Origin of the sequence: Rhodopseudomonas palustris (assembly GCF_003031265.1) — a bacterium.
GTDB lineage: Bacteria > Pseudomonadota > Alphaproteobacteria > Rhizobiales > Xanthobacteraceae > Rhodopseudomonas > Rhodopseudomonas palustris_H.
The window spans coordinates 4154046-4179849 of the sequence record NZ_CP019966.1 but is presented as its reverse complement, the minus strand read 5'-3'; the positions used below and the strand labels follow the sequence as shown (position 1 = coordinate 4179849).

Here is a 25804-nt window from a genome sequence, read left to right as displayed (position 1 = left end):
TTGCGGCTTGGACCAGCTACCGCCTCAGCGATGCGCCGAGGCGGCTGTAGATGCCGCTGCGGCCATAGCTGTCGCGGACGTAGCCGGCAGCCGCCGACCATTCCATCGCCGCCACCTCGAAGCCGGTGAGATGGATACCGATCCGGGTTTGCCGGCTGAATTCATCGGAGGAGCCGGACATCTCCGGCCCAACCCAAAACGCGTCGAACATGCGCCAGCCCGCGGCGAGCCGCGCGCCATAGCTGCCGGCGACGGTGGTGGCGTAGAACGATGACGACAGCATCGTCTCCGGGGTCGGCTCGGCCCAGCTCTCCACCGCGATACGCACGCCGCCATGGGTGCCACGCCAACGCTGCTCGCGGTAGTCGGGCATCGAGGCGCGGTTCTCGAGATCGGGGCCGGCGAGGATCTTCAGTTCGAACGCGCCGGATTTGAAACGCCAGCCCGCCAGCACCGAGGCGCGGGAAATGTCGTTGATATAGGTGAAGCGCCCGGCCTGGTAACGCTCCAAAGCCTCCGACACCATCAGCCGGACCACCGGGCCATTCTCGGCGGTGCCGCCGCCGAACCATTCGAACCCGCCGTAGAGCGAGGCGCCGTTGCGCCACAGATCGTAGCCGCCGAACAGCAGCGACGCATGTCCTTGTCCGCCACTGAACCGGTCGGCCGCCAAGTCGGCCAAAGGAGAGAAGTTGCTTCGACCGGCCGGGAGGTCGCCGGTTAGTCCCTCGTCGTCGTCGGTATCGACGCTCCCGATGTCCGGCGGGGTCACCGCGCCGAAATCGAACGAGGGCGGCGCCGGAAGGTCGAGCTCGGGCTCGTCGAGCGAGGGATCGAAGGTCTGGGCGGTGGCGCAGCCGGCTTGCGCGATCAAGACCGCGACGAGCCCGAACGCGCTCACCACCCAGCCGAAACGCATCGCCACTACTCAGGTAAGCAACTAATACGTGACAATATTTACGTATTAAAGTCCTGGTTGTGACGGCTGTCTAGTACGTTGTAGGGTTGTCGAGGGATTAGTCCGGTTGCGGTTCGTGCCGGTCGCGGCGTGCGATCGCGTGTTCGAGCGCCACTGCGAGCTGACGATCGATGTCGGCCATGCCGTCGATATACGCCTCCGAGAGCGACAGGCCTTCGGGCGAATTCGGCGCGGCGCGTGCTGCCGTCTCGAAGTGGTGACGCAGGATGGTCGGCGACGGATGTGACTTGATCAGTGCGTTGGCGAAGTTCACCAGCGCCTTGATCTGGCCGTTCATGAAGTCGATCTTGTCCATCCGAAATCGGATCCTTTTGTTGATGTAGTACATGAGCGCGAGCCTAGCCCGCCGCCCCTGACTATCCCATTGATCGGTCGCAAGGCCTTGCGGTGACGCAATGTCGCGCGTCACGTCCGCTCAGTTGGGCGTGTACCGCCGCAACTTAGCCGACGAGTTTGATCAATTCCATCGCTGCAGCGGGTGCGCGTACCTTGCCTTCATGGATCACATAGGCGAACACGTCGCGCTTGTGCGGCTTCGCGGTTGCCGCATCGACCTTCGGCAGATCGTCGGGCTCGCCGCCATCGGCCCAGAGCTGCAGCCGCTGTGCCCACGCGGCAAGCGCTTTCGCCGGATAGCCGGTGGCGATCTCGTCCTTGCCCTTCTGCAGCCGTGCGTAGACGAAATCACCTGTGATGTCGGCGATCTCAGGATAGGTCGCGTGCTCGGAGTACACGACCGGAATCTTGTGCTCGCGCAGCAGCGCGATGAACGCCGGCGTCTTGAAACTGTCATGACGAACTTCAACGACATGCCGTAGTTTGCGGCCGTCGATCTCGCGCGGCAGCAGTTCGAGGAATTTGCCGAAATCGGCTTCGTCGAACTTCTTGGTCGGTGCAAACTGCCAAAGCACCGGGCCGAGCCGGTCGCCGAGTTCGAGTACGCCTGAATGGTAGAACCGTTCGACACTGTCGCCGGCTTCCGCCAGGACCTTGCGGTTGGTGGCGTACCGCGGCCCCTTCAGCGAGAACACGAAGCTCTCCGGTACCTCGCTGGCCCATTTGCGGAAACTCTCCGGCTTCTGCGAGCCGTAAAAGGTGCCGTTGATCTCGATCGAGGTCAGCTTGGAGGCGGCATATTCCAGCTCTCGCCGCTGCGGCAGTTTGTCCGGGTAGAACACGCCGCGCCACGGCTCGTAGGTCCAGCCGCCGATGCCGATCCGGATGTCGCCTGCCTGAGCTTTCTTCATGTCTGACCCCTTGCGAAAGTTGCACCCCGTTCCTATCTTGGTTGCAACGGCGACGTCGATGCTTCGATACGGAGCGTGCGACGCCGAGACGACCACTGAATAGTAGGGAGCGCCGGATGTACGCGCACCTGTTGTTCGTGGTCGTTGACCTTTTTGGGGTGCCCTAGCCACCCGATTTCAAAACATTTCTGATCCAAATCGTCCGGGGCTCGCCTTGGCAGAGCTCGTGTGCGCCGCTATACGCATGGCGCGATGATCGATGCCAGCCCAGCCGCGGTCGCGACCCGTGCCCAGCCCGCGGCGGTTCCGCTGCAGCTCTCGGTGGTCGTCCCGACCTTCAATGAACGCGACAATGTCGAGCTGCTGTTCCGAAAGCTGGAAGCAGCGCTCGTCGGCGTGGCCTGGGAGGTCATTTTCGTCGACGACAATTCTCCCGACGGCACTTGGCAGGTGGTCCGCGAGATGGCGCGCCGCGATCCGCGCGCACGCTGCATCCGCCGGATCGGTCGGCGCGGCCTGTCCGGCGCCTGCATCGAAGGCATCCTGGCTTCCGGCGCCCCCTATGCCGCGGTGATGGACGCCGACCTGCAGCACGACGAAACCCAGCTCGCCAAAATGCTGTCGCTGCTGGAGAGCAACGCCGCCGATCTCGTGATCGGCAGCCGCTATATCGAAGGCGGCAGCGCCGACAGCTTCAACCGCCAGCGCGCCGGGATCAGCTCGATCGCCACCCAGGTCGCCCAGAAGGCGCTCAAGATCGAGGTCGCCGACCCGATGAGCGGCTTCTTCATGATCCGCCGCGACCGTTTCGAACAGCTCGCGCCGGAGCTCTCGACCCAGGGCTTCAAGATCCTGCTCGACGTGATCGCGACCGCACGCGGCAGCCTGCGCATCGTCGAGGTGCCGTTCACCTTTGGGTCGCGGCTGCACGGCGAGAGCAAGCTCGACTCCATGGTGGCGCTGGATTTCCTCGGCCTGGTGCTGGCGAAGTTCAGCCACGACGTGTTGTCGCTGCGCTTCATCCTGTTCGCGCTGGTCGGTTCGACCGGTGTGGTGGTGCACTTCGTCACGCTATTCGTGGTGCTGAAGGTTTTCGAGCAGCCGTTCGCGGAGGCGCAGGGTGTCGCCGCGCTGGTGGCGATGACCAGCAACTTCATCCTCAACAATTTCCTGACCTATCGCGACCAGCGACTCAAAGGCTTCGCGATTATCCGCGGTCTGCTGCTGTTCTATCTGGTGTGCGGCGTCGGTCTGCTCGCCAATGTCGGCGTCGCCTTCGCGGTCTATAACGAGCACATCACCTGGTGGTTGGCAGGCGCGGCCGGTGCGCTGATGGGCGTGGTGTGGAACTACGCGATGTCCGGCCTGTTCGTCTGGCGCAAGCGATGATCGGCCGATGAGCGACGCGATGCGGCGTCCCGCCATCGCCACGATTCTGGTCGTGGTCGGATTGGTTGCACTCCGGCTGCTCGCCGCGGCGGTCACGCCGCTGACCTTCGACGAGGCGTATTACTGGACCTGGTCGAAGAATCTCGCCCTCAGCTATTTCGATCACCCGCCGATGGTGGCGGTGATGATCAAGCTCGGCACGCTGATCGCCGGCGACACCGAATTCGGCGTCCGGCTGGTGTCGATCCTGCTGGCGCTGCCGATGAGCTGGGCGGTGTGGCGCGCCGCGGTTTTGCTGTTCGACGACGAACGCATCGCCGCCACCGCAACCGTGCTGCTCAACGCCACCATGATGGTGTCGGCCGGCACCACCATCGTCACGCCGGACGCGCCGCTGCTGGTGGCGTCCAGCTTCGTGCTGCTCGCTCTGGCGCAGGTTGCGGCGACGGGCAGGGGCGTATGGTGGCTCGTGGTCGGCGTCGCGGTCGGGCTCGCGCTGCTGTCGAAATACACCGCGCTGTTCTTCGGCCCGGCGATCCTGATCTGGCTGCTCTGGGTGCCGCCGCTGCGGCGCTGGCTGCTGTCGCCGTGGCCGTATCTCGGCGGCGTGGTCGCGTTCGCGTTGTTCTCGCCGGTGGTGATCTGGAACGCGCAGCACGAGTGGATTTCCTTCGTCAAGCAGTTCGGCCGCGCCAAGCTCGGCGGGTTCGAGCCGCATTACGTCGCAGAACTGATCCCGACCCAGTTCGTGCTGGCGACGCCGTTCGTGTTCATCCTCGGCGTGATGGGCCTGATCGCGCTCGGCAAGCGCAGCACCGGGCCGGCAGCGTCGCGGGTTCTGGTTGCCGCCACGGTGTGGACGATCGCGCTGTATTTCACCTGGCAGGCGCTGCACGACCGCGTCGAGGCGAATTGGCTGAGCCCGCTGTATCCGGCGTTCGCGCTCGCCGCCGCGGTCGGTGCCGCCTACCGGCACTGGACGCCCGGGATCGCCCGCGTGGTGACGGTTTGCCGGCGCTGGGCGGTGTCGACCGGTGCAGTGCTGTTCGCGCTGGTGGTGGTGCAGGTCAACACCGGCGCGCTGACCGGCTATCGACGCGACGCGACGGTACGGTCGGTCGGCGTTGGCGTACCGCAGATGGTGGCGGAGATCGATCAAATGCGGCGGCGGATCGGCGCGAGCTGCGTGCTGACCGACGATTACGGCACCACCGGCTGGCTGGAGTTCTATCTGCCGCCCGGCATCTGCGTGGTTCAGCGCGGCGAACGATTCCGCTGGCTCGCGGCGCCGGCGCCGACGGCCCAGCAACTCGCGGGCCCGCTGCTGCTGGTCGGCGTCGACAACGCCGCGGCGCGGCCGGATATCCAAGCGGCGTTCGGCAAGATCGAGCGGGTCGGCGCGGTTACCCGCTCACGCGGGCCGCTGCTGGTCGACGCGGTGGCGCTGGACGCGCTGTCGGAGCCGAAGGGGCCGATCCTCGATTTCCGGCCGCCGATCTATTGAGGCGATGGGGAGCCGGTCGGCAAACGTGCTGACCACCCGTAGGGGACTGTGCTACAGCCTGGGCTGATCCCCACCTCCCGCGCGTCCGCCGCGCCGATCCCAACTCAACGAGCTCAACAATGAACGACACGGTCTTGATTGCTGGAGCCGGACATGCCGGATTTCAGGTCGCCGTATCGCTGCGGCAGGCGAAGTACGCCGGGCGTATCGCGCTGATCAACGATGAAAAGCACCTGCCGTATCAGCGCCCGCCATTGTCGAAGGCGTATCTCAAGAGTGGCGGCGATCCCAACTCGCTGATGTTTCGACCCGAGAAGTTCTTCCAGGATCAGGCAATCGAGCTGATTTCCGACCGGATGGTGTCGATCGATCGTGACGGCCGCAAGCTGCTGCTCGCTTCTGGCACCGCGATCGATTACGGCCACCTCGTGCTCGCCACCGGCGCGCGCAACCGCATGCTCGATGTGCCCAACGCCTCGCTGCCGGACGTGCTGTATTTGCGCACGCTCGATGAGAGCGAAGTGCTGCGCCAACGGATGCCGAATAAGAAGCACGTGGTTGTGATCGGTGCCGGCTTCATTGGTCTCGAATTCGCCGCCACTGCGCGCGGCAAGGGCCTCGAGGTCGACGTCGTCGAACTGGCACCGCGGGTGATGGCGCGTGCTGTGACGCCGGAGATCTCCAGTTACTTCCATGATCGCCACACCGCGGCGGGCATCCGCATGCATTACGGCGTCCGCGCCACCGAAATCGAAGCCGACGGCGATCGCGTCACCGGCGTCGCGCTCAGCAACGGTCAGACGCTGCCCTGCGATCTGGTGGTGGTCGGCGTCGGCGTGATCCCGAATGTCGAAATCGCCGCTGCAGCGGGCCTGTCGACCGCCGCCGGCATCATCGTCAATCAGCAGCTGCTCACCAGTGATCCGAACATCTCGGCGATCGGTGACTGCGCGCTGTTCGAGAGTGTCCGGTTCGGCGAGACGCTGCGGGTGGAGTCGGTGCAGAACGCCACCGACCAGGCACGCTGCGTCGCCGCGCGGCTGACCGGCGATGCTAAGGCCTATGACGGCTATCCGTGGTTCTGGTCCGATCAGGGCGACGACAAGCTGCAGATCGTCGGGCTCACCGCCGGCTTCGATCAGGTGGTGATCCGCGGCAGCGTCGCCGAGCGCTCGTTCTCGGCGTTCTGCTACAAGGTCGGCAAGCTGATCGGCATTGAGTCCGTCAATCGCGCCGCCGACCACGTGTTCGGCCGCAAGATCCTCCCGCTCGACAAGTCGGTGACGCCCGAACAGGCCGCGGATCTCAGCTTCGACCTGAAGAAGGCGGCGGCGTAAGACTGAGGCTTACCGCGTCATTGCGAGGAGCGAAGCTACGAAGCAATCCAGAGGCCTCGTGCGGAGGTGGATTGCTTCGCTCGCAATGACGTTGCGGGGCGTCACGCCGCCGCCACGAACTCGCGCTTGACGGCCTCGATATCCGCAACCGTCGGCAGCCCGGCTTCGTTGCCGAGCTTCTGGATCTTGAAGGTCGAAGCGGCGCGGGCGAATTCGAAGTGGTGCTGCCAGCTCTGCGCCGGGTTGTTGAGGTACGAGAACACATAGGCGCCGTGGAACACGTCGCCGGCGCCGTTGGTGTCGATCACCCGCTCGCGCGGGATCGGCAGCGCCGGCAGGGTGCGGACCGTGCCGGCCTCGTCGTACCAATACAGGCCACGCTCGCCGAGGGTGATGCCGCCGACCCGGCAGCCGCGCGACTTCAGATACTCGAGCATCTTCTCCGGCGTCATGTCCATCTGCTCGCACAGCCGCTCGGCGACGATCGCGACGTCGATGAATTCCAACAGTTCGTGGGTGTTGGTGCGCAGGCCGCCGCCGTCGAGCGAGGTCAGGATGCCGGCCTCGCGGCAGAGTTTTGCGTAGTGGATCGCTGCGTCCGGCTGATGGCCGTCGACATGCAGGGCGCGGCACTGGCCGAGGTTGAGCAGCGGGAACGGGTGAATGTGCTCGTCGTCGCGGCAGCGGACGATGGCGCGCTTGCCGTCCTTCGGCATGATGAAGGACAGCGACGAGGTGTTCACTTTGCGCGGGTGTACCGAGATGCCGTACTTCGCGCTCATGTCCATGAACATCCGCCCCAGCCAGTCGTTGGCGATGGTGGCGATCAGGTCGGGCACGATCCCGAGCTTGGCGCAGCAGAACGCCGCGGTCACCGCGTTGCCGCCGAACGACACCGCGTAGTCGGACGCCACGTGCTTTTCGTCGCCGGTCGGAAGATGGTCGGTGATGAAGGTGACGTCGATATAGGTCTGTCCGATGAAGAGTGCGTGCATGAGAGTCCCGAGGCTGCGACCTGTTCCGGCGCGTTCAGCATAGCATTGCCGTTCGCGGCGCATTCGCTAAAATTTTCCGCAGGGTCACAACTGATACGACAGCGGTTTCGCCGAAAATCCAGTCATAACGGCGCGCGCGCTGCCTTGTTCCGGGCAGGCGCGATCAGGGAGGCGAGGGTGGCAGTCGCGTGCGAGCGAACGGCTTATGGCGCGTCCGGTGGCGGCGCCGCGGGCGGCACCTCGGCATCGCCCGGGGATTGCGCGCCGATGAACCGGCGCGGCAAACCCGATAGCATCGTGCTGCAAATCACTGCGTGGGGCGGCGTGCTTGCGGGGGAACGTCCATGATCACCGCCATCGATCATCTCGTCGTCCTGGTCAGCGATCTGGACGAGGCGGTCGCGACCTATGAGACGCTGCTGGCGCGCGCTCCGGCCTGGCGCGGCGGCGACGAGGGCTCCGACAACGTTCTGTTTACCTTCGACAACATGTCGCTGGAATTCATGGCGCCGGCCGGCACCTCGCAGAGCGCGGAGCGGCTGCGCACCCTCATCAAGCTGCAGGGCGAGGGCATCGCCAGCCTGTGCTTCCGGGTCGCCGACGCGAACGCCGCGCGCTATCGGTTGGATCGGGTGGCGCTGCAGCCGACGCCGGTCGCCGACGTCGAAGGCCGCGACCGCATCACCAGCGCGACGCTGACCTGGAAGCGGACCCGGACCGCGACCGAGACCACCCGCGGGGTGCGGATGTTCTTCCTTGAGCTCGGCTCCGAGCGGCCGCACTCGCAGGTGATTGGGCCGGCGCCGGTGGTGGGCCTCGATCATCTGGTGATCTCGACCTCCGATCCCGATCGCGCGGCGGCGCTGTACGGCGCCCGGCTCGGGCTCGATATGGCGCTGGACCGCTCGCAGCAGGACTGGGGGCGGCTGATGTCGTTCCACTGCGGCGATCTCAGGATCGAGGTGGTGCACCGGCCGGTGGCGGGCTCGGACGCCAAGAACGACAAGCTGTGGGGCGTCGGCTGGCGGGTCGACGATGTCGAGGCTGCCCGCGAACGGCTGCTCGCCGCCGGCCTGACCGTCACCGCGTCACGGGCCGGGCGCCACGCCGACACCCGCGTGGTCACGGTGCGCAGCGGGACCCGCCGGATTCCGACCCTGCTGGTACAGCGAACGCCACCCCAGGCTCTCGACGCGGCAGAGGGAGACGCGTAGCGCGGCAGGCGCTACCACCAGCCGGGCTGCTCCTGACGGTAGTAGTCTTGCGGCTGGCGGTAATAGCCCTCGCCATAACGGCCGCGACGGGATTGCTCGGGGACGCGTTGCTCCCTGGGCTGGAAGAAGAACCCGAAGCCGCCATCGTTCCAGTCATCGCTGCTGGCCACCGGAACGTCGCTGCTGGTCGGCTTGCGGGTGATGAAGCCGCCCTGCGGCTGATCGCTCAGCACCGCGACGAATTCGGTGCGGTAGTTGGTCTCCGCGCTCAGCGGCTCGTCGGAGATGATGATCGATGAGCGCGGCAGCGCGGTCGGGCCGATCCGCTCCAGCACCTCCGGCGGGATCGTGACGCGGTCGAGCGCGCTCTTAGCATCATCGGCGCTCTCGATCGTCACCGCGCTCCAGCGCAGACCGGCGTCGTTGCGGGCCATCGCGGTGAAGATGTGCGTGCCGATCGGCCGCTCCGGATCGCGGATCGTCACCGGCACTTCGATCGAGAAGTCGAACAGCTCGCCGCCGTCGGGCAGCGGCTTGCGGGTGTTGCGGCGGACGTAGAGCTTCTGGGTCGAGCGGCTGATGTAGATCGACACCGGCTCCTGCGCGAGCTTGGCGTCGGTCGCCAGCTTCGCCGTCTCGGCCTTCTTCGCCGCGGCAGTTTTCGCAGCCTCCTTGGTGGCGGCTGCTGCGGCGTGTTTGGCGTCCGCGTCGGCTTTGGCTGTCTCGAGCTGGGTCGAGGCTTCGCCGAGCTGCTGCGCGGCCTGCTGCTGACGCTCTTCCGCCTTGGCCTTGGCTTCGTCGGTGCTGGCGGCGACCAGCACCTTGTCGGCCGCCTTCAGCGCCGCCTCGGCCCGCGCCTTGGCCCGCTCCAGTTTGCGCAAATTGTCCTTGAGCGGTTTCACCGCGCGGGCGGCTGCGGTCGCGGCGGCCTTGGCGTCATCGGCCGCCTGGGCGGCCTGCTCGGCCTCGCGCACCGCAGTCTCGGCGCGCGTCGGCGCGGCGGCCAGCGCCTCCGCATTCGGCGAGAACAGTACCGGATGGCTGATATCGGCCGGCTCGACGTCCTCCGGCGACACGATCACCCGCATCCCGATCCGGGTCTTGTCGAACAGCTTCTCGGCGAACTCGTAGGGCATCCGGACGCAGCCATGCGATGCCGGATAGCCCGGCAGTGGACCGCCGTGCAGCGCGACGCCGTTCCAGGTGATGCGCTGCATATTCGGCATCCAGGCGTCGTCGTACATCGTCGAACGGTGGTCCTTGTCCTTCTCGACCACCGCGAACACGCCGGCCGGTGTTTCGCGACCCGTGGTCCCGGTCGAGACCGGCGCGCGATAGATCCAGCCTTCGGAGTCGTACAGCGTCACCCGCTGGCCCTTGATCGAGACGATCGCCATGATCGGCTCGCCGGCCTCGCGCGGCGCGGTCGCCTCGGTGGTCGCTGCCGGGCGCGCCCGCTTGGCGTCGGCGTCAGGCGCCGGGGCTGCGACGGCGAACAGCGTCGCCAGGGTGAGGAGGGCGGGCGTCCTGAAGCGCCGCGAGGCGCCATGCTTGATCGTCGGTCGGTTCACTACGCCTCGCTCGTGATCGTTCTGGGCCCCCACGGACCGGACGAATCTCTGCACACCATGATCATCGAAATCACAGCGCGCCGCCACCGGTTGCACGCCGAGGCGAAGCAACGAAGGCTGTTGGGGTGAGACCTCGCAGCACAATGCGGCGGCGCGATGGAGCGGCCGGCGCTAACCGAGCCGGCAGGGGACGCTGAGGTAACCGCGGAACCGGACCCGGCCACCACGCTGCGGCGGGCTGTCGAGAACGTAGTCCGGGAAGCGCGCGAGAAACCGAGACAGCGCGATCGCGCCTTCGAGCCGCGCCAGCGCCATGCCGGCGCATTGATGCGGACCTGACGCGAAGGCGAGATGCCGGTTCGGGCTGCGTGACACGTCGAACCGGTCGGGATCGGCAAACTGCGCCGGATCGCGATTGGCGGCGCCGATGCACAGCGTCAGCGACGTGTTGGCCGGCATGGCGATGCCGCCGATCTCGACCTCAGTGGTGGTGATGCGGTTGCCGAGCTGGTTGGAGCTCTCGTAGCGCAGGATTTCTTCGACCGCGGTCTTGATCAGCGCGGGCTCGGCGATCAGCCGCTGCTTCTGATCGGGATTGGCCGCCAGCGTCACCAAGCCGTTGCCGATCAGGTTGGTGGTGGTCTCGTGGCCGGCGTTGAGCAGGAAGATGCAGTTGTGCAGCAGCTCCTTGGCGGTCAGCTTCTCGCCGCCGGTCTCGCCCTGGATCAGCCTCGTCAGCACGTCGCGCTCCGGATCGCCGGGCTCGGCGGTGCGGCGGGCGATCAAGCTGTCGAGATAGCCGAGAAACTCGGCCACCGCCTCATTGCCGCGCGCGAATGCCTCGGGCCCGATCACCGGCTCCAGCGCCCCGAGGATCGCCAGCGACCAGCCGCGCAGCGGCGCGCGTTCGTCGTGCGGCACGCCGAGCAGGTTGCCGATCACCTCGATCGGAATCGCGGCGGCAAAGTCCTCGATCAGGTCGACCCGGCCCTTGGCGGCCATCGCATCCAGCAGCCGGTCGACCAGCCCGATCAGGTCCGGCTCCATGCCGGCGATCACCCGCGGCGTCAGCGCCCCCATGATCAGGCGGCGGACGCGGGTGTGCGATGGTGGATCGTTGAACACCAGGCTGGTGGTGTGGTGCTCGAACAGCAGCGAATCGCCGTATTTCGGCGCGAATTCGCGTTTCTTGTCGGACGAGAACAGCGTGGTGTTCTTGTAGACCGCGACCAGATCGTCGTAGCGGGTCAGGAAATAGCCGCCGCCGGCCAAGCGCTTGACCGGCTGGTGCGCCCTGAGCGCCTGATAGGTGGGGTAGGGGTTGTCATAAAAGGCGGGCGTCAGACGTGCGAGATCGAACGCTTCCGCGAGCTCTGCTGGGGCCGTTTCCATGTCATTCCCGTTTTTTACGTCTATAGGCGATTTACGACGTTGCCGAAACGCTAAGGAAATCCGCAGGTCAGGTCTTGCGGCGGGAACCCGGGAGACGCATGTCATGCGGCCGGTTCGAGGGCTGGCGCCGGCCGGGAGCGGGCGGTTTCAGCCAATCTCAACACTCACGATTTAGTGCGTCGCAGCGATCCTGATTGACAAGTGTAAAGGTGAGTGCCTACTCACAAAATGACTTCACTGCGCATGACGAGCGACTTGCGCCGGGAATTGATCCTGAGCGCAGCCAAGCGTTGCTTTGCCCGGAATGGCTTTGCAGGGACCACCACCAAGAGCGTCGCGGCCGCCGCGTCGATCTCGGAAGGGTTGCTGTTCAAGCATTTCCCGAGCAAGGCGGCGCTGTATGCCGAGATTTTGGCGTGCGAGCGCGAGGCCGATCCGGCCTTGATGGACTTGCTGGGTGCCGAGCCCTCGACCCAGACGCTGGTGGTGCTGGTGCGGGGGATGGTTCAGCACTTCCTCCACGCCTCCGATCAGCCGGAGCTGGAGGAGGATCAGCGGCTCCGTCTGCTGGTGTCGAGCCAGCTCGATGACGGCGAGTTCGCCCGTCTGGTGTACGAGAAGGTCTCGGGATTGATCGGCCGGACTTTCGTGACGTCGCTGGAGCGGGCGGTCGAGGCGGGGGATGCAGTCAAGGTCGGCGATGAGCCGATGAACCTGTTCTGGTTCGCCCACCACACTTTGCTGATGGCGGCGCTGGCGCGGCTGCCGTCGGTGCCTTGCCTGAGCTACGGCAACGCCGCGAGCCACGAGCGCCAGATGTGTGAATTCATCCTACGTGGAATTGGTCTGAACGAAGCCGTAATTGCCGCCCATCTCGACCGCGAATTGTCGCCGGGCTGGATCCGGGGCGGAAACGACAGAAAGTGCATGACATGACGCTTGCGACAGAAACTCCGCCGTCGGCGCGGAGCTCCAGCGAGAAGCCCCGCCCGCGTCCGGTGCGGACGGTGCGTTGGTTCATCATCGTCGGATTGCTGCTGGCTCTGCTGGTCGGCGGTCTGGTCGGCTTCAACGCCTTCCGCAACCACATGATCGCGAAGTTCTTCGCCAACAACAAACCGCCGCCGATCACGGTGACGGTCGCCGAGGCGAAGACCGAAGTGCTGCCCAATCTGCTCACCGCGGTCGGCGATCTGGCGGCCGTGCATCAGGTCAACGTCACCTCGGACGTCTCCGGCCGCATCACCGACATCCTGTTTCAGGCTGGCTCGGAGGTGAAGCAGGGTACGCCGCTGGTGAAGCTGTTCGAGGAAACCGAACTCGCCGACCTCGCGAACTACCGCGCCCAGGCCAAGGTCGCCGAGCTGTCGCTCGACCGCGCCAAGCAGCTTGCGGCCCGGCAGTTCGGCCCGCAGGCGACGGTGGACTCGGCGCAGGCGGCGTTCGATCAGGCCAATGCCGGCATCGCCAAGACCGAGGCGCTGATTTCGCAGAAGACGGTGCGCGCGCCGTTCGACGGCATCCTCGGCGTCCGTCACGTCGAAGTCGGCCAGTATCTCAGCGCCGGCACCCAGATCGTGACGCTCACCGATCTGTCGCGGGTCTATGCCAACATCACCGTGACGGAAAAGGATTCCGGCACGCTGGCGGTCGGGCAGCTCGTGCGGCTGAAGGTCGACGCCTATCCGGGCCGCGTGTTCGAAGGCAAGATCACCACGATCGAGCCGCAGATCGCGTCCGACACCCGCAACATCCGGGTGCAGGCGACCCTCGACAATCCCGGGCACGTGCTTCGGCCGGGCATGTTCGCCACCACCACCGTGGTGCTGCCGGATAAGCCCGCGGTGGTCACCGTGCCGGAGACGGCGGTCGACTACACGCTGTATGGCGACTCGGTTTTCCTCATCAAGGAAGAGAAGGGCGAGGACGGCCAAGCCAAGCTGTCGGCCGTGCGGACGTTCGTGCGCACCGGCGACCGCATCGACGGCCGCACCGTGATCCTGACCGGAGTGAAGCCGGGTGATCGCGTCGTCGCGGTCGGCCAGCTCAAGCTGCAGTCGGGTGCCGCGGTCGCGATCTCGACCGATCCGCCTCCGCCGCAGCCGAAGACGCCGCCGCGCTACTAACACAAGGAGCGCCGGCTGCGCCCAGTGGCGCGGCCCGCTCGTCATCGAACAGGTCCGGCCGGCGATCGTCGCCGTCCGGGGACAACTCAACCGCAGCTCGGTCGCGCAAGGCGCACCGGGTGTGCGCCACGGAGCGTCCGTATGGTCCTCACAGACATCTTCATCAAGCGCCCGGTGCTGTCGCTGGTGGTCAGCATGCTGATCCTGCTGGTCGGCTTTCGCGCCGCGATGACGCTGCCGATCCGGCAATATCCGAAGCTGTCCAATACCGTGGTGACCATCACCACGACCTATCCGGGCGCGTCACCGGATCTGATGCAGGGCTTCATCACCACCCCGCTCGAGCAGGCGGTGGCCTCGGCCGAAGGCGTCGACTACATCACGTCGTCGTCGACCCAGGGCCAGAGTCTGATCACGGTTTACGTCAAGCTCAACTTCGATCCCAACCAGGCACTCACCGAAGTGCTGGCGAAGGTGAATTCGGTCAAATACCTGATCCCGAAGGAAGCCAACGACCCGGTGATCGTCAAGTCGACCGGCCAGACCACGGCGGTGATGTATATCGGCTTCGCCAGCAACGAGCTGTCGGGGTCGGCGATCTCCGACTACCTGACGCGCGTGGTGCAGCCGGTGCTGTCCACCGTCGACGGCGTCGCATCCGCCGACATTCTCGGCGGCCAGACCTTCGCGATGCGGATCTGGCTCGATCCGATACGGATGGCCGGCCGCGGCGTGTCGCCGAACGACATCACGGCGGCGATCCAGGCCAATAACTTCCAGGCGGCGGCCGGTCAGACCAAGGGCTATCTGACGGTCTCCAACATCACCACCAACACCGACCTGCAAAACGTCGATCAATTCAAACGAATGATCGTCAAGGCGCAGAGCGGCGGTTTTGTGCGGATGGAGGACGTCGCCACCGTCGAACTTGCGGCGCAGAGCACCGACAGCAGCGTGGCGTTCTCAGGCGAACGCGCGATCTTCATCGGCGTGCAGGCGACCCCGCAGGGCAACCCGCTCAACATCGTCACCGGCGTGCGCGCGCTGTTCCCCGAGATCGAGCGCAACCTGCCGCCGTCGATGAGCATGAAGGTCGCCTACGACTCGACCAAGTTCATCCGCTCGTCGATCGACGAGGTGGAGAAGACGCTGATCGAAGCGGTCGGCATCGTCATCGTGGTGATCTTCCTGTTCCTGGCTTCGCTGCGGTCGGTGATCATCCCGGTGGTGACGATTCCGCTGTCGCTGATCGGCGTCTGCACCGCGATGCTGGCGATGGGCTTCTCGATCAACCTGCTGACCCTGCTGGCGATGGTGCTGGCGATCGGTCTCGTGGTCGACGACGCCATCGTGGTGGTGGAGAACATCCACCGCCATCTGGAGGAGGGGAAGAGTCCGGTCCAAGCCGCGCTGATCGGCGCCCGTGAAATCGTCGGGCCGGTGATCTCGATGACCATCACGCTGGCGGCGGTGTACGCGCCGATCGGCTTCCTTGGCGGTCTCACCGGCGCACTGTTCCGCGAGTTCGCCTTCACGCTCGCCGGTTCGGTGATCGTGTCCGGCATCATCGCGCTGACGCTGTCGCCGATGATGTGCTCGGTACTGCTCAAGCACCAGGAGAGCCAGGGCTGGTTCGCCCGCAAGGTCGACCAGGTGTTCAGCTCGATCACGCGCTGGTACGGCCGGCAGCTCGACCGCTCGCTCGACTACCGCCCGATCACCGGCATGTTCGCCGTCGTGATCCTCGGCCTCGTCGGCTTCATGTACATGAACACGTCCAAGGAGCTGGCGCCGGAAGAAGACCAGGGCATCGTGTTCGCGGTGACCAAGGCGCCGAAATACGCCAACATCGACTACGCCAATTACTACGGCGAGAAGCTCGACAAGGCCTATGCCAGCTTCCCGGAAACCGACCTTCGCTTCATCCTGAACGGCACCGCGGGTCCGAACAACGGCATCGCCGGCATGCTGCTGAAGCCGTGGGACGAGCGCAAGCGCAGCGCCATGCAGCTCAAGCCGCTGGTGCAGAAGGAGCTCAGCAAGATCGAGGGCGTCAACGCTTTCGCCTTCAACCTGCCGCCGCTGCCCGGCGGCCCGGGCGGCCTGCCGATCCAGATGGTGATCAACTCCACCGCCGGCTTCCGCGCCGTCTATGAGGAGATGGTCAAGCTGAAGGACGCGGCCCGCAAGAGCGGCCTGTTCATCGTCGCGGACAGCGATCTCGACTTCAACCAGCCGGTGGTGCGGGTGACGATCGACCGCACCAAGGCGAGCGACCTCGGCATCAACATGCAGCGCCTCGGCACCACGCTGGCGACGCTGCTGGGCGGCAACTACGTCAACCGCTTCAACCTCGAAGGCCGGTCGTACCAGGTGATCCCGCAGGTACCGCGCGCCGACCGTCTGACCCCGCAATCGCTCGACGGCTTCTATGTGCCGAGCGCCAGCGGGCAGCAGGTGCCGTTGTCGACACTGGTGACGATCGAGACCGCCACCGATCCGAACGCGCTGACGCACTTCAACCAGCTCAACTCCGCCACCTTCCAGGCGGTGCCGATGCCGGGCGTCACCGTCGGCCAGGCGGTCGACTTCCTCGAACAGCAGGCCAAGAACCTGCCGTCCGGCTTCAGCCACGACTACCTCGCCGATGCGCGGCAGTACGTGCAGGAAGGCAACCAGCTCGCCATCACCTTCGGCTTCGCGCTGATCATCATCTTCCTGGTGCTCGCCGCGCAGTTCGAAAGCTTGCGTGACCCGCTGGTGATCATGATCACGGTGCCGATGGCGATCTGCGGCGCGCTTATCCCGCTGTTCTTCGGCGTGGCGACGATCAACATCTACACCCAGGTCGGCCTGCTGACCCTGGTCGGCCTGATCAGCAAGCACGGCATCCTGATGGTGGAGTTTGCCCGCGAACTGCAGATCAAGGAGGCGCTCGACAAGCGCACCGCGATCGAACAGGCGGCGCGGGTGCGGCTCCGGCCTATCCTGATGACCACGGCCGCGATGGTGACCGGCCTGCTGCCGCTGCTCACCGCCTCGGGGGCGGGCGCTGCCAGCCGGTTCTCGATCGGCCTCGTCGTGGTGGCGGGCATGATGATCGGCACGCTGTTCACGCTGTTCGTGCTGCCGGCGGTGTATGTGGCGATCGGCACCGATCACCGCGCCGCGCTGGAGTCCGATCGCGCCAAGCAGATCGAAGACTATGAGATGGAGCACGGCTCTCCGGCGCTGAAGCCGAGCTGAGCCGAGGCTGCGACAATCCGACCAACAATGGCGGGCCGCTCGGCCCGCCATTTTCTTTTCAACGCACGCGATTCGTCATCGCGCCGACATCTGCTGTCGCGGCCTCGTCAATCTGCTTGTCGCAATGATGCGAAAGAGAGCGCGTTGCCCGGCGTTTGAGCGACCGGTGACGACACCGTTTGCATCATGCGGCGTCAGTTGTGATGCGCCGTTATGGCACCATTGCAAATGCGGTTTGGCATTTGCGAAATCGCACTGATGCGCTTAACTCGGAACCATGAAGCGGAACGAGACCGATGTCGTGGTGCTCGGCGCGGGCATCGTCGGTGTCTGCGCAGCCTTGCACCTGCAGCGCCGCGGCCGAGATGTGGTGCTGGTCGACCGCAACGGCACGGCGGGTGACGAGACCAGCTACGGCAATGCCGGGCTGATCGAATGCGCCTCGGTGTTTCCCTACATGTTTCCGCGCGATCCCGGCCATCTGCTGCGCTACGCGCTGAACGGCTCGGCTGATGCGCATTATCAGCTCTCCGGCATTCCCGAATTTCTGCCCTGGCTGGTGCGGTATTTCCTCGCGTCGTCGCCGCGTCGCGCGGCGCAGACCGCGCAGGCGGCATTGCCGTTGATCCGGCGCAGCCTCGCCGAGCATGAGGCGCTGATCGCCGATGCCGGCGTGCCCGAGCTGCTGCGCAAGACCGGCTGGATCAAGCTGTTTCGTTCGCCGAAGAGCTTTGCCAAGGCGCTTGGCGATCTCGAGCGGGCGCGGCAGTTCGGCGTCGTCGCCGACGTGCTCGATCGTGCCGGCATCGCCGAACGCGAACCGAACCTCACCGGCGATTTTGCCGGCGCGATCCACTGGCTGGAGCCGGGCTCGATCCCTGATCCGGGCGGTTTGGTCAAAGCCTACGCGGCGTTGTTCTCCCGGCGCGGCGGCCGTTTCGTCAAAGGCGATGCGCGCACGCTGCAGCAGGAAGAGGGCGGCTGGCGGGTCGCGACCGAGCTCGGAATCGTCACCGCGCGCGAAGCGGTGGTGGCGATGGGGCCGTGGTCGGACCTGGTGTTCAAGCCGCTTGGCTATAGCTTCCCGCTCGGTGTCAAGCGCGGCTACCACGTCCATCTCACGCCGCGCGGCAATGCCCGTCTGCAACACGCGGTGCTCGACGCCGATCGCGGCTATCTGCTGGCACCGATGAACCGCGGCATTCGTCTGACCACCGGCGCCGAATTCGCGCGCCGCGATGCGCCGCCTTCGCCGGTGCAGATCGCGCAGACGCTGCCGGTGGCGCGCGCGCTGTTCCCGCTCGGCGACACCATCGAGGCTCAGCCATGGATGGGTGCGCGGCCGTGCCTGCCGGATATGCTGCCGCTGATCGGCCGCGCGCCGCGCCATCCCGGCCTGTGGTTCGATTTCGGCCATCAGCATCACGGGCTGACGCTCGGTCCGGTTACCGGACGGCTGCTCGCCGAGATGATGACCGGTGAACAGCCGCTCACCGATCCACGGCCGTTCTCCGCCGAACGCTTCGGTTGAAGCGCCGCGTCCGCGCGTCGGATCGCTTGCATCGCGGCACCAGTCGCGGCGATACTGGTTGACGCGTCAATGCAGGACTGTGGAGCGGCCATGAAAGTCAACGTCGAGATCGATTGCACGCCGGAGGAAGCGCGGCAGTTCTTCGGACTTCCCGACGTGCAGCCCATGCAGACCGCGGTGATGGACAAGCTGCAGGAGCAGATGCTGTCGAACATCGAAAAGGTCTCGCCCGAGGCGTTGATGAAGACTTGGTTCACCTTCGATCCGAAGCTTGCCGAACGATTCGGCGAGATGTTCATTTCCATGACCGGCCTCGGCAGTGCGCTGACCAAGGATAAGAAGTAACCGATCATTGGAGACGCGATGCCCGCCGACCGCGGCGCCAGTCCGAATCGCGAGCGGCTGAAGCCGCCGAGCGTCGCGCTGCTGCTCGCCGAGGCGCGCAGCTTCTTCGAATTCAACGCCAGCCTGCTGCTGTCGCCGCTGCTGCTACAGGCGCCGCGCGGCGACGGCCATCCGGTGCTGGTGCTGCCCGGTCTGCTCGCCAGCGACCTGTCGACCGCGCCGATGCGGCGCTATTTGCGGCAGCTCGGCTATGAGGTGTTCGCCTGGGAGCTTGGCCGCAATCTCGGCGGGATCTACCGGATGCGTGCCCGTCTGCGCGACCGGCTCACCGCGGTTCATGAAGCGACTGGCCGCAAGGTCAGTCTGGTCGGGTGGAGTCTCGGCGGCGTCTATGCGCGCGATCTGGCGCTGCATGCGCCCGAGATGGTGCGCGATATCATCACGCTCGGCAGCCCGTTCACCGGCGACGTCACCGCCACCAATGCCAAGCGGATCTACGAGAAGCTGTCTGGCGAAGAGCTGACCGAGGTGCAGCTCGAAGACCTCGAACCGCTCGGCGGCGAGATGCCGGTGCCGACCACGTCGATCTACTCGCGCACCGACGGCATCGTGAACTGGCGCACGTCGCATCTGGTGCCGTCACCGCGCGCCGAGAACATCGAGGTGGTGCTCGCCAGCCATATCGGCCTGATCGTCAACGCCGCGGTGCTGTGGGCGATCGCCGACCGGCTGGCGCAGCCGGAGGGGATGTTCACGCCGTTCGATCGCTCCGGGCCGTTTGGCTTCACCTACGCCCCGCCAACCCGCTAAAAGGTCCTCGCGCGGCGCGCCGCGCAAAACCAAGAGGGAAGACGGCAATGGCCGACAAGGACAACGATCCGGCAGCGGCGTGGCAGACGATGTTCGGCGAGATGAGCAAGGGTTTTGCGGCCTTCGCCAATCAGGCGCTGGCGTCGCCGGAGCTCGGCAAGGTGGCGCAGCAGGTCGGCGGTGCGTCCGCCGAGGCGCACAAGCAGTTCGCCGACATGATGGACAAATATCTAGCCGGTATGAATCTGCCGTCGCGCGCGCAGATGCAGGAATTCAATAGCCGGCTCGCCGAGGTCGAGCGGCGGCTCGACGAGCTGGCTGCGGCGGTCCAGCCTGCAAAGGCAGGGAAGCCGAAAGGCTAGCCAGCAAAGTTCCAAATCGACGTAGATATCACGATCAACACGTTTTGATTGTGTCGCCAATTTCGAAAATTGGCTTAATTACAATGGCTTAAGGTATTATTTCTGTTGCGCCGCAACATTCATGTTGCGACGCAGCATGGCTTATGTCATATTTTACCTGCCCGGGCCGCAGGTCGGACGGGAAGACCATGGCTCAGACGAGGATGGAGATTTCAGATGACCGATACTGCTAATCACGAGAGCTACACTCAGGCGGCCGAGACGGTTGCCGACAGCGTCAAGCAGGCGTTTCAGCCGGTGACCGACGCGTTCAAGAACTTCCAGACCCTCGAGGTTCCGGAAGCCGCCCGCGACTTCGTCAAGCGTGCCGCTGGCACTGCCAAGGAGAAGGTCGCGGACTTCCACGCCGGTTCGGAGAAGGTAACCTCGGCGATCGAGGAAACCGTCGCCAATTCGGTGAGCGAAGCTGCCAAGATCACCCGCAACATCCAGCAGGCGATCTATCAGGACACCGAAACGTTCTTCTCCGGCATCGATAAGCTGGCGTCGGCGAAGTCGGTCCAGGAGGCGTTCCAGATCCAGACCGACCTTGCACGTTCGCAGGGCGAGGTGTTGGTGTCGCGCGCCAGGTCCGCCACCGAGTACTTCGGCAAGCTGGTCAGCGACAGCGCCAAGTCGGTGCAGGACAACTTCGCCAAGACCTTCAGCAAGTCGGCCTAACCGCCGCTGCTGATGACCCCGAGCCTCTGACGATCGAGGCTCGATGTTCCTCCCGACCTCGGCCCGCTCGCGCGGGCCTTTCTTTTTTTTGAGGCAGCGCGCCGGCCCCGCCTCCGTCATTCCGGGGCGCGAGCGATCAGCTCGCGAACCCGGAATCCCGAGGTTGTTAGTAATGAGAGAGATTCCGGGTTCGCGCTTCGCGCGCCCCGGAATGACTCGGGGAGAGGTCTTCGACCTACGCCCGCCGCGCCACGGGCACCCGCTCGCTTTTCTTCCGCGGTGCTGCGCGCTCGGCTTTGGCCGGCTCCGTGATCGCGTCGATCGCCTGTTCGGCGCCGGCGATCATCAGCGTCGTGACCATCTGTGCATAGGTTTCGCGCGACAGGCCCTTGCCTTCGCGGAACCAGAGATAGTGCCAGTTCAGCATACCGAACAGCGACATCGTTAGCGGCTTCAGCAGCTCCGGCTTGGCAGCCGCGGCCGGGATCGCGGCGGCAATCGCGTCCGACATCGATACCACCAGCTTGCGCTCCAGCGCCTTGAGGGTTTCCTGCTGCTCCGGCGGCAGCAGCTTCAGGCTGGAGATCTGCACCTGATGTTCGGCATCGGCGCCGCGATAGGCTTCGAGCAGCGCCGCCGAAATCGCGAACAGACGGTCGCTCGGATCGCTTTCACCCTGCGCGGCAGCGTCGACCACCGTCACCAGATGCTGCAGGTGATCCTCCAGCAGATCAAACAACACCGCATCCTTCGACGGGTAGTAGTGATACATCAGCGCCTTCGACACGCCGCAGGCGTCGGCGATCATGGTGATCGACGTGCCGGTGTAGCCGTGTTCGGCGAATAGCCGTGCGGAACGGCTGAGAATGCCGCGGCGTTTATCGTCGTAGTCGGTGGCTCGCGTGCGCGCCATGGTGCGTTCAGATCCTATCCGCCGAGGCGCGCTGCGACGCACCACGAGTGTCTGGTTCCGACACTTGCATTGACCGTCCAATTGGTCAATTATATTTCCAACAACGCCGGAGGAGATCGCCATGTACACCCAGGCACTCAACGTGTCCGACGGTGACGAGCGGAACATCGAGGACGCCGACCGCGCCGCGCGGTTCCAGGCGCGGATCGATGCCGAGGAGCGGATCGAGCCGAACGACTGGATGCCGGCCGCGTACCGCAAGACTCTGGTGCGCCAGATCTCCCAGCACGCGCATTCCGAAATCGTCGGGATGTTGCCCGAGGGCAATTGGATCACCCGCGCGCCGACGCTGCGGCGCAAGGCGGCGCTGCTCGCCAAGGTCCAGGACGAGTGCGGCCATGGCCTGTATCTTTACGCCGCCGCCGAAACCCTCGGTGCCTCGCGCGAGGAACTGGTCGATCAGCTGCTCAGCGGCAAGGCCAAGTACTCGTCGATCTTCAACTACCCGACCCTGACCTGGGCCGACATCGGCGCGATCGGCTGGCTGGTCGACGGCGCCGCGATCATGAATCAGATCCCGCTGTGCCGCTGCTCCTACGGACCCTATGCGCGCGCGATGATCCGCGTCTGCAAGGAAGAGTCGTTCCACCAGCGCCAGGGCTACGAGATCATGCTGACGCTGGCCAAGGGTTCGGCCGAGCAGAAGGCGCTGGCGCAGGACGCGCTGAACCGCTGGTGGTGGCCGTGCCTGATGATGTTCGGCCCGCCGGATCAAGCCAGCCAGCACAGCGATACCTCGACCAAGTGGAAGATCAAGCGGTTCTCGAACGACGAGCTGCGCCAGAAATTCGTCGATGCCACGGTGCCGCAGGCGCACTATCTCGGTCTGACGCTGCCTGATCCCGATCTGAAAAAGAACGACGCGACCGGGCATTGGGAGTACGGCACGATTCCGTGGGACGAATTCAAGCAGGTGCTCGCCGGCAACGGACCGTGCAACCGCGATCGGCTGGCGGCGCGGCGCAAGGCCCACGATGACGGCGCCTGGGTGCGTGAGGCGGCCGCCGCCTACGCCGAGAAACGCAAGAAGAAGCTGGCGGCGTAATCGCCGCGACGATCCTTCGGGGAGGACATCACGATGACCACGCCGAACACGCAGCTGTGGGAGGTCTTCATCCGCAGCCGCAACGGGCTGGCGCACAAGCACGTCGGCTCGCTGCACGCCGCCGACGCTACCCTGGCGCTGCAGGCCGCGCGCGACATCTACACCCGCCGTGGCGAAGGCCTGTCGATCTGGGTGGTGCCGTCAAGCGCGATCACCGCCAGCGACCCGGCCGAGGCCGGCATGCTGTTCGAACCGGCCGAGAGCAAGATCTATCGCCATCCGACGTTCTACGACGTGCCCGACGAAGTCGGGCATATGTGAAAACGCGCGATGAGGTTGCCTGACCCGCCTCCCTCATCCTGAGGAGGCGCGTAGCGCCGTCTCGAAGGATGGGCCACACGGGGCTGCATGGTTCGAGACGCATCGCTGACGCGATGCTCCTCACCATGAGGTCCACCGGTGGATAGCTCATAAGGTAAGATCGATGTCCTCCACCACCATCACAGCCACCCCGCTGTTCACCTACACGCTGCGCCGTGCCGATGATGCGCTTGTGCTCGGGCATCGGCTGTCGGAATGGTGCGGGCATGCGCCGATGCTGGAAGAGGACATGGCGCTGTCGAACATCGCGCTCGACCTGATCGGCCAGGCGCGTGAACTCTACAGCTATGCCGGACAGGTCGAGGGGCAGGGGCGCGGCGAGGATCAGCTCGCCTACCTGCGCGAGGAGCGGCACTATCAGAACCTGCTGCTGGTTGAGCAGCCGAACGGCGACTTCGCCCGCACCATCGCGCGGCAACTATTCTACTCGGCATTCGCCGATCCGTATTGGCGGGCGATGATGCAATCGTCCGATGCCACGCTGGCCGCAATTGCCGCCAAGTCGGAAAAGGAGAGCGCCTATCACCTCCGCCACGCGGCCGAATGGATGATACGCCTCGGCGACGGCACCGCCGAAAGCCATCGCCGCGCTCAGGATGCCGTCGACGCGCTGTGGGCGTTCACCGGCGAGTTGTTCGAGACCGACGATGCCGAGCGCCGGCTGATCGAAAGCGGCGTGGCGATCGATCCAGAGAGCCTTCGCGGCACCTGGCAGAGCACGATCGAGACGGTGCTGCGCGAAGCGACGCTGACGGTGCCGAGCAATCCATGGATGCAGCAGGGCGGCCGCAGCGGCCGGCACACCGAGCACCTCGGCCGGCTGCTCGCCGAGCTGCAGCACATGCAGCGGACCTATCCGGGGCTGACATGGTGACGCTGACGGGCAGCGACGCCGAGCTGCGGCAGCGCGCCTGGGATGCCGCGGCGACGGTGTGTGACCCGGAAATTCCGGTGCTCAGCATCGCCGACCTCGGCGTGCTGCGAGAGGTGCGGGTCGAACAGGGCTGCGTCGAAGTCGCGATCACCCCGACCTATTCGGGGTGTCCTGCGATGAACATGATCGCGCTAGAGATCGAGACCGCGCTGGCGCGCGCCGGCATCGCGCCGGCACGGGTGACGACCGTGCTGGCGCCGGCGTGGACCACCGACTGGATGAGCGAGGCCGGTCGCGCCAAGCTCAAGGAGTACGGCATCGCGCCGCCGCAGGCGACCGGCTCGCGCCGCGCACTGTTCGGCGCGCTCGAGATCGCCTGTCCGCAATGCGGCTCGGTCGACACCGAGCAGCTGTCTGAATTCGGCTCGACTTCGTGCAAGGCGCTGTGGCGTTGCAAGAGCTGCCGCGAACCGTTCGATTACTTCAAGTGTCATTGAGCGCCCCATGAACATCTCCGCCAGCATTCCGCGATTTCATCCGCTGACCATTGCCGACCTGCGCCGCGAGGGGCGGGATGCGATCTCGCTCAGCTTCACGGTCCCGCCGGAGCTGGTCAGCGCCTATCAGTTCGTGCCCGGCCAGTATCTGACGCTGCGTACCACGATGGACGGCGAGGAGGTGCGGCGGTCCTATTCGATCTGCTCCGGCCCGGACGAGGGCGAGCTCAGGATCGCCGTGAAGAAGGTCGACGGCGGCGCATTCTCGGTGTGGGCGACCGAGGAGCTGAAGGCCGGCGATACGATCGAGGTGATGACGCCGACCGGACGGTTCGGCGCTCTGCACGCTGCGGAAGAAACGCGCACCTATGTGGGCTTCGCCGCCGGCAGCGGCATCACGCCGATCCTGTCGCTCATCAAGGGCGTGTTGGCGCGCGAGCCGGGCAGCCGGTTCTTCTTGTTCTACGGCAACCGCACCACCGATCAGATTCTGTTTCGCGAGACTCTGGAGACGCTGAAGGACCGCTACCTCGACCGGCTCGCGGTGTTTCATGTGCTGTCGCAGGAAGAGCAGGACGTGCCGGTGATGCAGGGCCGGCTCGACCGCGACAAGGTGCGGCTGCTGCTCACCGCGATGGTACCGGCGGCGAGCGTCGATCACGTCTTCATCTGCGGCCCGACCGGAATGAGCGACGAGGTCGAGCTGACCTGCCGCGATCTCGGCATCGCAGCCGAGCGTATCCATGTCGAACGGTTCGTTTCTGGGCTCGGCGGCAAGCCGCGGCCGAAGGCGGTGGTCGAGCCGGGCGCGCCGCCGAAGGCGATGGCTTCGCTGATCATCGACGGCAAGCGCCGCGAGGTGCCGGTGGCCGAGGGCGAAGCGATCCTCGATGCCGCGCTGCGCGCCGGCGTCGATCTGCCGTTCGCCTGCAAAGGCGGGATGTGCTCGACCTGCCGCGCCAAGCTGGTCGAGGGTGAAGCCAAGATGGACCTCAACTACTCGCTGGAGCCCTGGGAGCTCGCCGCCGGATTCGTGCTGACCTGCCAGGCCAAACCGACCACCGACCGGGTGGTGGTGGACTACGATCATCTGTGAGCGGAGGCAGCAAAGCTCGGCCTATCTGCATCCCGAGGCGCCACGTATCGTCATTGCGAGCCGAAGGCGAAGCAATCCAGCGCCACGCTGCGTGAATCTGGATTGCTTCGTCGCTTCGCTCCTCGCAATGACGTTGACGATACCGGTCATTCCGGGGCGCGCGTAGCGCG

Annotated in this window: 23 protein-coding genes and 1 pseudogene; 17 read left to right on the top strand and 7 right to left on the bottom strand. The window is 65.6% G+C overall.

The window, feature by feature from the left end; translation table 11 throughout:
* Nucleotides 1–16 precede the first annotated feature (16 nt).
* The 3 genes from bcsS to RPPS3_RS19385 form a co-directional block, all read right to left on the bottom strand.
* Nucleotides 17–919, bottom strand: coding sequence for a cellulose biosynthesis protein BcsS (gene bcsS / locus RPPS3_RS19395; protein WP_107345524.1), 903 nt, complete (start codon nucleotides 917–919; stop codon nucleotides 17–19).
* A gap of 97 nt (nucleotides 920–1016) precedes the next feature.
* Nucleotides 1017–1274, bottom strand: a complete 258-nt coding sequence (locus RPPS3_RS19390; protein ID WP_107345523.1) for a hypothetical protein — start codon at nucleotides 1272–1274, stop codon at nucleotides 1017–1019.
* 145 nt (nucleotides 1275–1419) lie between these two features.
* The gene (locus RPPS3_RS19385) at nucleotides 1420–2226 is read right to left on the bottom strand and encodes a DUF72 domain-containing protein (RefSeq protein WP_107345522.1); all 807 of its coding nucleotides are present in this window, start codon (nucleotides 2224–2226) and stop codon (nucleotides 1420–1422) included.
* 252 nt (nucleotides 2227–2478) lie between these two features.
* On the opposite strand from RPPS3_RS19385, the gene RPPS3_RS19380 reads away from it, so the two are divergent.
* The 3 genes from RPPS3_RS19380 (at nucleotide 2479) to RPPS3_RS19370 (ending at nucleotide 6456) form a co-directional block, all read left to right on the top strand.
* Nucleotides 2479–3615: a glycosyltransferase gene (locus tag RPPS3_RS19380; RefSeq protein WP_107346684.1), complete on the top strand. Its 1137-nt coding sequence runs from the start codon at nucleotides 2479–2481 to the stop codon at nucleotides 3613–3615.
* A 7-nt stretch (nucleotides 3616–3622) separates the two neighbouring features.
* Nucleotides 3623–5119 carry a glycosyltransferase family 39 protein gene (locus RPPS3_RS19375; RefSeq protein ID WP_107345521.1) on the top strand — a complete coding sequence of 499 codons (1497 nt, stop codon included), beginning with the start codon at nucleotides 3623–3625 and terminating at the stop codon, nucleotides 5117–5119.
* Between the two features lie 119 nt (nucleotides 5120–5238).
* Nucleotides 5239–6456: an NAD(P)/FAD-dependent oxidoreductase gene (locus RPPS3_RS19370; protein WP_107345520.1), complete on the top strand. Its 1218-nt coding sequence runs from the start codon at nucleotides 5239–5241 to the stop codon at nucleotides 6454–6456.
* A gap of 101 nt (nucleotides 6457–6557) precedes the next feature.
* Here RPPS3_RS19370 and RPPS3_RS19365 read toward each other — a convergent pair whose 3' ends face one another.
* Nucleotides 6558–7451 (bottom strand): sugar kinase, encoded by an 894-nt coding sequence (locus RPPS3_RS19365; protein WP_107345519.1) that lies wholly within the window; start codon nucleotides 7449–7451, stop codon nucleotides 6558–6560.
* A 344-nt stretch (nucleotides 7452–7795) separates the two neighbouring features.
* On the opposite strand from RPPS3_RS19365, the gene RPPS3_RS19360 reads away from it, so the two are divergent.
* The gene (locus tag RPPS3_RS19360; protein ID WP_107345518.1) at nucleotides 7796–8665 is read left to right on the top strand and encodes a VOC family protein; all 870 of its coding nucleotides are present in this window, start codon (nucleotides 7796–7798) and stop codon (nucleotides 8663–8665) included.
* An 11-nt stretch (nucleotides 8666–8676) separates the two neighbouring features.
* Here RPPS3_RS19360 and RPPS3_RS19355 read toward each other — a convergent pair whose 3' ends face one another.
* Together RPPS3_RS19355 and RPPS3_RS19350 are read right to left on the bottom strand one after the other, a co-directional pair.
* Nucleotides 8677–10236, bottom strand: coding sequence for a L,D-transpeptidase (locus tag RPPS3_RS19355; RefSeq protein WP_107345517.1), 1560 nt, complete (start codon nucleotides 10234–10236; stop codon nucleotides 8677–8679).
* A 171-nt stretch (nucleotides 10237–10407) separates the two neighbouring features.
* On the bottom strand, nucleotides 10408–11628 hold the full coding sequence (locus RPPS3_RS19350; RefSeq protein ID WP_107345516.1) for a cytochrome P450: 1221 nt from the start codon (nucleotides 11626–11628) through the stop codon (nucleotides 10408–10410).
* A gap of 228 nt (nucleotides 11629–11856) precedes the next feature.
* On the opposite strand from RPPS3_RS19350, the pseudogene RPPS3_RS19345 reads away from it, so the two are divergent.
* From RPPS3_RS19345 to RPPS3_RS19310, 8 genes and pseudogenes are all read left to right on the top strand, one after another.
* Nucleotides 11857–12559, top strand: a pseudogene (locus tag RPPS3_RS19345) (TetR/AcrR family transcriptional regulator).
* Nucleotide 12560: 1 nt separating this feature from the next.
* The gene (locus RPPS3_RS19340) at nucleotides 12561–13754 is read left to right on the top strand and encodes an efflux RND transporter periplasmic adaptor subunit (RefSeq protein WP_107345514.1); all 1194 of its coding nucleotides are present in this window, start codon (nucleotides 12561–12563) and stop codon (nucleotides 13752–13754) included.
* Nucleotides 13755–13895: 141 nt separating this feature from the next.
* On the top strand, nucleotides 13896–17000 hold the full coding sequence (locus RPPS3_RS19335; protein WP_107345513.1) for a MexW/MexI family multidrug efflux RND transporter permease subunit: 3105 nt from the start codon (nucleotides 13896–13898) through the stop codon (nucleotides 16998–17000).
* Between the two features lie 277 nt (nucleotides 17001–17277).
* Complete coding sequence (locus RPPS3_RS19330; RefSeq protein WP_107345512.1) at nucleotides 17278–18531, top strand: FAD-dependent oxidoreductase; 1254 nt, start codon at nucleotides 17278–17280, stop codon at nucleotides 18529–18531.
* A 90-nt stretch (nucleotides 18532–18621) separates the two neighbouring features.
* Nucleotides 18622–18876: a DUF6489 family protein gene (locus tag RPPS3_RS19325; protein ID WP_011159311.1), complete on the top strand. Its 255-nt coding sequence runs from the start codon at nucleotides 18622–18624 to the stop codon at nucleotides 18874–18876.
* A gap of 18 nt (nucleotides 18877–18894) precedes the next feature.
* On the top strand, nucleotides 18895–19686 hold the full coding sequence (locus RPPS3_RS19320) for an alpha/beta fold hydrolase (protein ID WP_107345511.1): 792 nt from the start codon (nucleotides 18895–18897) through the stop codon (nucleotides 19684–19686).
* 47 nt (nucleotides 19687–19733) lie between these two features.
* Nucleotides 19734–20048 (top strand): poly(R)-hydroxyalkanoic acid synthase subunit PhaE, encoded by a 315-nt coding sequence (locus tag RPPS3_RS19315; protein ID WP_107345510.1) that lies wholly within the window; start codon nucleotides 19734–19736, stop codon nucleotides 20046–20048.
* A 216-nt stretch (nucleotides 20049–20264) separates the two neighbouring features.
* Complete coding sequence (locus RPPS3_RS19310) at nucleotides 20265–20768, top strand: phasin (protein ID WP_107345509.1); 504 nt, start codon at nucleotides 20265–20267, stop codon at nucleotides 20766–20768.
* A gap of 235 nt (nucleotides 20769–21003) precedes the next feature.
* Here the strand turns inward: RPPS3_RS19310 and RPPS3_RS19305 are convergent, their stop codons facing one another.
* The gene (locus RPPS3_RS19305) at nucleotides 21004–21681 is read right to left on the bottom strand and encodes a TetR/AcrR family transcriptional regulator (RefSeq protein ID WP_107345508.1); all 678 of its coding nucleotides are present in this window, start codon (nucleotides 21679–21681) and stop codon (nucleotides 21004–21006) included.
* A 121-nt stretch (nucleotides 21682–21802) separates the two neighbouring features.
* Here RPPS3_RS19305 and paaA point away from each other — a divergent pair, with 121 nt between their 5' ends.
* The 5 genes from paaA (at nucleotide 21803) to paaE (ending at nucleotide 25634) form a co-directional block, all read left to right on the top strand.
* Nucleotides 21803–22786, top strand: coding sequence for a 1,2-phenylacetyl-CoA epoxidase subunit PaaA (paaA, locus tag RPPS3_RS19300; RefSeq protein ID WP_107345507.1), 984 nt, complete (start codon nucleotides 21803–21805; stop codon nucleotides 22784–22786).
* Nucleotides 22787–22819: 33 nt separating this feature from the next.
* Nucleotides 22820–23107: a 1,2-phenylacetyl-CoA epoxidase subunit PaaB gene (gene paaB, locus RPPS3_RS19295; RefSeq protein WP_107345506.1), complete on the top strand. Its 288-nt coding sequence runs from the start codon at nucleotides 22820–22822 to the stop codon at nucleotides 23105–23107.
* A gap of 163 nt (nucleotides 23108–23270) precedes the next feature.
* On the top strand, nucleotides 23271–24041 hold the full coding sequence (gene paaC, locus RPPS3_RS19290) for a 1,2-phenylacetyl-CoA epoxidase subunit PaaC (RefSeq protein WP_107345505.1): 771 nt from the start codon (nucleotides 23271–23273) through the stop codon (nucleotides 24039–24041).
* The gene (gene paaD, locus RPPS3_RS19285; RefSeq protein ID WP_107345504.1) at nucleotides 24035–24538 is read left to right on the top strand and encodes a 1,2-phenylacetyl-CoA epoxidase subunit PaaD; all 504 of its coding nucleotides are present in this window, start codon (nucleotides 24035–24037) and stop codon (nucleotides 24536–24538) included. Before paaC ends, paaD begins: the two co-directional genes overlap by 7 nt.
* 7 nt (nucleotides 24539–24545) lie before the next feature.
* Nucleotides 24546–25634: a 1,2-phenylacetyl-CoA epoxidase subunit PaaE gene (gene paaE / locus RPPS3_RS19280; protein ID WP_107345503.1), complete on the top strand. Its 1089-nt coding sequence runs from the start codon at nucleotides 24546–24548 to the stop codon at nucleotides 25632–25634.
* The last annotated feature ends 170 nt before the right edge of the window (nucleotides 25635–25804 follow it).

Coding starts and splice junctions, on each gene's coding strand:
- bcsS (WP_107345524.1), bottom strand. CDS start 919: ATGCGTTTCGGCTGGGTGGTGAGCGCGTTCGGGCTCGTCGCGGTCTTG.
- RPPS3_RS19390 (WP_107345523.1), bottom strand. CDS start 1,274: ATGGACAAGATCGACTTCATGAACGGCCAGATCAAGGCGCTGGTGAAC.
- RPPS3_RS19385 (WP_107345522.1), bottom strand. CDS start 2,226: ATGAAGAAAGCTCAGGCAGGCGACATCCGGATCGGCATCGGCGGCTGG.
- RPPS3_RS19380 (WP_107346684.1), top strand. CDS start 2,479: ATGATCGATGCCAGCCCAGCCGCGGTCGCGACCCGTGCCCAGCCCGCG.
- RPPS3_RS19375 (WP_107345521.1), top strand. CDS start 3,623: ATGAGCGACGCGATGCGGCGTCCCGCCATCGCCACGATTCTGGTCGTG.
- RPPS3_RS19370 (WP_107345520.1), top strand. CDS start 5,239: ATGAACGACACGGTCTTGATTGCTGGAGCCGGACATGCCGGATTTCAG.
- RPPS3_RS19365 (WP_107345519.1), bottom strand. CDS start 7,451: ATGCACGCACTCTTCATCGGACAGACCTATATCGACGTCACCTTCATC.
- RPPS3_RS19360 (WP_107345518.1), top strand. CDS start 7,796: ATGATCACCGCCATCGATCATCTCGTCGTCCTGGTCAGCGATCTGGAC.
- RPPS3_RS19350 (WP_107345516.1), bottom strand. CDS start 11,628: ATGGAAACGGCCCCAGCAGAGCTCGCGGAAGCGTTCGATCTCGCACGT.
- RPPS3_RS19340 (WP_107345514.1), top strand. CDS start 12,561: ATGACGCTTGCGACAGAAACTCCGCCGTCGGCGCGGAGCTCCAGCGAG.
- RPPS3_RS19335 (WP_107345513.1), top strand. CDS start 13,896: ATGGTCCTCACAGACATCTTCATCAAGCGCCCGGTGCTGTCGCTGGTG.
- RPPS3_RS19330 (WP_107345512.1), top strand. CDS start 17,278: ATGAAGCGGAACGAGACCGATGTCGTGGTGCTCGGCGCGGGCATCGTC.
- RPPS3_RS19325 (WP_011159311.1), top strand. CDS start 18,622: ATGAAAGTCAACGTCGAGATCGATTGCACGCCGGAGGAAGCGCGGCAG.
- RPPS3_RS19320 (WP_107345511.1), top strand. CDS start 18,895: ATGCCCGCCGACCGCGGCGCCAGTCCGAATCGCGAGCGGCTGAAGCCG.
- RPPS3_RS19315 (WP_107345510.1), top strand. CDS start 19,734: ATGGCCGACAAGGACAACGATCCGGCAGCGGCGTGGCAGACGATGTTC.
- RPPS3_RS19310 (WP_107345509.1), top strand. CDS start 20,265: ATGACCGATACTGCTAATCACGAGAGCTACACTCAGGCGGCCGAGACG.
- RPPS3_RS19305 (WP_107345508.1), bottom strand. CDS start 21,681: ATGGCGCGCACGCGAGCCACCGACTACGACGATAAACGCCGCGGCATT.
- paaA (WP_107345507.1), top strand. CDS start 21,803: ATGTACACCCAGGCACTCAACGTGTCCGACGGTGACGAGCGGAACATC.
- paaB (WP_107345506.1), top strand. CDS start 22,820: ATGACCACGCCGAACACGCAGCTGTGGGAGGTCTTCATCCGCAGCCGC.
- paaC (WP_107345505.1), top strand. CDS start 23,271: ATGTCCTCCACCACCATCACAGCCACCCCGCTGTTCACCTACACGCTG.
- paaD (WP_107345504.1), top strand. CDS start 24,035: ATGGTGACGCTGACGGGCAGCGACGCCGAGCTGCGGCAGCGCGCCTGG.
- paaE (WP_107345503.1), top strand. CDS start 24,546: ATGAACATCTCCGCCAGCATTCCGCGATTTCATCCGCTGACCATTGCC.